The sequence below is a fragment of the Persicitalea sp. genome (genome assembly GCF_041751555.1).
Classification (GTDB): domain Bacteria; phylum Bacteroidota; class Bacteroidia; order Cytophagales; family Spirosomataceae; genus Persicitalea.
In genome coordinates this window covers 1-2,555 of sequence record NZ_JBGSXF010000643.1, presented here as the reverse complement: position 1 = coordinate 2,555, position 2,555 = coordinate 1, and the positions used below count along the sequence as shown (strand labels likewise).

Annotated in this window: 3 protein-coding genes; all 3 read left to right on the top strand. The window is 50.3% G+C overall.

Going from position 1 to position 2,555, the window contains the following annotated elements:
* The first annotated feature begins 361 nt into the window (after positions 1–361).
* The 3 genes from ACEW8P_RS22625 (at position 362) to pssA (ending at position 2,476) form a co-directional block, all read left to right on the top strand.
* A complete protein-coding gene (locus tag ACEW8P_RS22625; RefSeq protein WP_373515341.1) occupies positions 362–979 on the top strand; it encodes a hypothetical protein in 618 nt (205 codons plus the stop codon).
* Positions 980–1,132: 153 nt separating this feature from the next.
* Complete coding sequence (locus tag ACEW8P_RS22620) at positions 1,133–1,771, top strand: MBL fold metallo-hydrolase (RefSeq protein WP_373515340.1); 639 nt, start codon at positions 1,133–1,135, stop codon at positions 1,769–1,771.
* Between the two features lie 15 nt (positions 1,772–1,786).
* A complete protein-coding gene (gene pssA, locus ACEW8P_RS22615; protein WP_373515339.1) occupies positions 1,787–2,476 on the top strand; it encodes a CDP-diacylglycerol--serine O-phosphatidyltransferase in 690 nt (229 codons plus the stop codon).
* The last annotated feature ends 79 nt before the right edge of the window (positions 2,477–2,555 follow it).

The following is a 2,555-nucleotide window of genomic DNA, read 5'->3' as shown; positions in this document are numbered from 1 at the left end:
TGCTCATAAATATATGTCTTTCTTAGAATATCGGGAACAAAGGGCAATGCGTAGGCAAAGCGAATTAAATCGCACACCCAGTGATGGACGCGTTCAGCATCGAAGAGAAAAAGGAGAGGAAGCAGAAGGCGTTTGTACATTTCACAAAAATAGGCGGTTCTCGGCTAGGGAAGGAAAATGTAGTCGTTTTTATTTTTAAAATACCGACTGATTTTCCCCAGGATTGGGGACAGGATTACTCATAAATTATCTCAAATTAGTCAAAAAAGCTACTAGTTGTGTCTGCGCTATTTGGAACGATGTTTTACTGGACTAGAGAAAAGCAAGAGTTATTACTTATCAAATTAAAACCGCACAAATCATGGACAATTTAAAGGATTCAAACAAAATCGACTCGGCCACCGAACTGGATGCCAAAACCGGCACTATTACTGGCGTCTTTCACGATAAAGACGACGCCGAAAAGGCTTACAACTCGCTAATCGATCGTGGCTACACTCGCGACGACATCTCAGTACTGATGTCTGACGAAACGCGTACAACCAATTTTAAAGATGTGGACGAAGACGATCGCTCCGACCTGGGCAACAAAGCTATGGAGGGCGCGGGCGTAGGCTCGGCCATTGGCGGCACAGCTGGTGCTATTGTTGGAGCCATTGCTGCCATCGGTACGGCCATCGCTCTGCCGGGTCTTGGGCTTGTCATTGCCGGGCCAATTGCGGCCGGACTTGCCGGAGCCGGAGCAGGTGGCTTGACGGGCGGCATCATCGGGGCGCTCGTCGGATCAGGAATTCCTGAAGATCGCGCTGCGGTATACAAGGAAAGCCTGGAAAATGGCGGCATAGTCGTGGGTGTAAAAGCCCGCAACCGCGAGGAGGGTATGGCCATCACCAACGACTGGAAATCCTATCAGGGACGCAACATCCACACAGGTTGGGAATCTGACATGTGGAGCGAAACTCGTCACGATAAATACTAATCGCTATAACTATTCTGACTCTGTGAGTTAGTTTTTATAGAAATCCCCCGCTTCTATGGCGGGGGATTTTTTTGTAAAAATTTGGAGAAGCGGCCAAAAGACTCCGGTTCCGTTTCAGTTTGCTAACTTCGCGTCTTCAATATCTCCCAATCTATGATTCAAATTCAATCTTTCGTATTCAGCCCTTTTTCCGAGAATACCTACCTGCTGTACGACGAAACCAAGGAGGCCATCATAGTAGATCCCGGTTGCTATGAGCCACAGGAATACGCGCAGCTCAATGATTTTATTAAAGCCAACGCACTGAAACCTGTTGGCATTTACAACACCCACGCTCACATTGACCACGTGCTGGGCGTAGCGAAATTGAAGCAGACTTACGACATTCCCTTCGCCCTGCACCGCCTTGACGAGCCCCTGTTACGCGCGGTGAAAACCTACGCACCAAACTACGGTTTCCCTACTTTCGACGAACCCGCCGTCGAGCGCTGGCTCGCAAAGGACGAAACGATAGAATTTGGTAGTTCTGCGCTGAAGATCATTTTCGTACCCGGCCACGCGCCCGGTCATGTGGCTTTTGTGAACGACGAACAAAAATTCGTCATCGGCGGCGATGTGCTGTTCCGACAGAGCATTGGCCGAACCGACCTGCCTGGCGGGGATATGGCCACTTTGCTCAATAGCATCCGCGCCCAGCTTTTCACGCTGCCTGACGACTATACTGTTTATGCCGGACACATGCAGCCGACGACCATTGGTTTTGAGAAAAAGAACAACCCTTTTTTAAAATAACTCGCTGGATCATCCATGAAACGACACATTCCCAATGCCCTCACCTGCGCCAATCTGCTTTGTGGCTGCGTGGGAATCGTAGAGGTTTTTCATAACAACATGCTGCTGTCCTGCGCCCTGATCGGCCTGGCGGCGGTGTTCGACTTCTTCGACGGCTTCGCGGCGCGGCTACTCAAAGTGAGTTCGCCCATCGGCAAGGAACTGGACTCGCTGGCCGATATGACCACATTCGGGGTACTACCCGCCATGATTATCTACCAACTTCTACTCCGCTCGGTACCGGGCCTCGAAGATTTGTGGATTCCCAACCTGGCCTTTCTGATTGCCGTCTGCTCGGCGCTGAGGCTGGCTAAATTCAACATCGACCCCCGGCAAAGCGACTCGTTCATCGGCGTCCCGACACCCGCCAACGCCCTTTTGGTGGCGTCGCTGCCTTTCATTCTGCGCAACTACCCTGAGTGGGAGTCCGTCATCGTCAACACGACCAATTTATTGATTTTCACCGCAGTCATGTCATTTCTACTGGTGGCGGAATTGCCACTTTTTGCTTTAAAGTTTAAGTCTTTCGGCTGGCAGGGGAATGAAGTACGTTATCTTTTCCTGCTGGCTTCGGCGGTTTTGCTGGTGCTACTAGGCTTTCTGGCTGTACCGTTGATTGTGGGAGGCTATGTATTGTTGAGCGCGGGGTTGGCGCTGGGAAAATGAATGATACAAAACTACCCAATGGCTTACGTCATAAAAAAATCCCCGGCCATCAGGTCGGGGATTTTTTGTACAAGAAGAA

What these genes read in the sequence shown, in the direction of transcription:
- ACEW8P_RS22625 (WP_373515341.1), top strand. Translation starts at nt 362, where the DNA reads ATGGACAATTTAAAGGATTCAAACAAAATCGACTCGGCCACCGAACTG.
- ACEW8P_RS22620 (WP_373515340.1), top strand. Translation starts at nt 1,133, where the DNA reads ATGATTCAAATTCAATCTTTCGTATTCAGCCCTTTTTCCGAGAATACC.
- pssA (WP_373515339.1), top strand. Translation starts at nt 1,787, where the DNA reads ATGAAACGACACATTCCCAATGCCCTCACCTGCGCCAATCTGCTTTGT.